Raw genomic sequence first — 207 nt, forward strand, 5'->3', positions numbered from 1 at the left:
TGTTAATACTACTGCTCCACTTGCTGATCCTACGAAGTCACCTTTTGTTACTTGTAATACTTGCTCTTTCATTTTGCATTCTCCTCTCTTTTTCTCTTGTTACAAAACTTCTATTATACTAATACGCTTGATAGAAATACGATTAATGCTGTTAATACTACTGCTCCACTTGCTGATCCTACGAAGTCACCTTTTGTTACTTGTAAT

Annotated in this window: 2 protein-coding genes; both read right to left on the reverse strand. The window is 34.8% G+C overall.

Annotated elements, in window-relative coordinates:
- A partial coding sequence (locus tag MR079_RS29100; protein ID WP_061661667.1) for a DUF3948 family protein occupies window positions 1-72 on the reverse strand: 72 nt, incomplete at its 3' end.
- Between the two features lie 41 nt (window positions 73-113).
- Window positions 114-207, reverse strand: a 94-nt coding sequence (locus tag MR079_RS29105; protein WP_000696157.1) for a DUF3948 family protein, incomplete at its 5' end; no start/stop codon positions are given.

Origin of the sequence: Bacillus cereus group sp. BfR-BA-01381 (assembly GCF_022663555.1) — a bacterium.
In the GTDB taxonomy this organism is placed as follows: Bacteria; Bacillota; Bacilli; order Bacillales; family Bacillaceae_G; genus Bacillus_A; species Bacillus_A pacificus.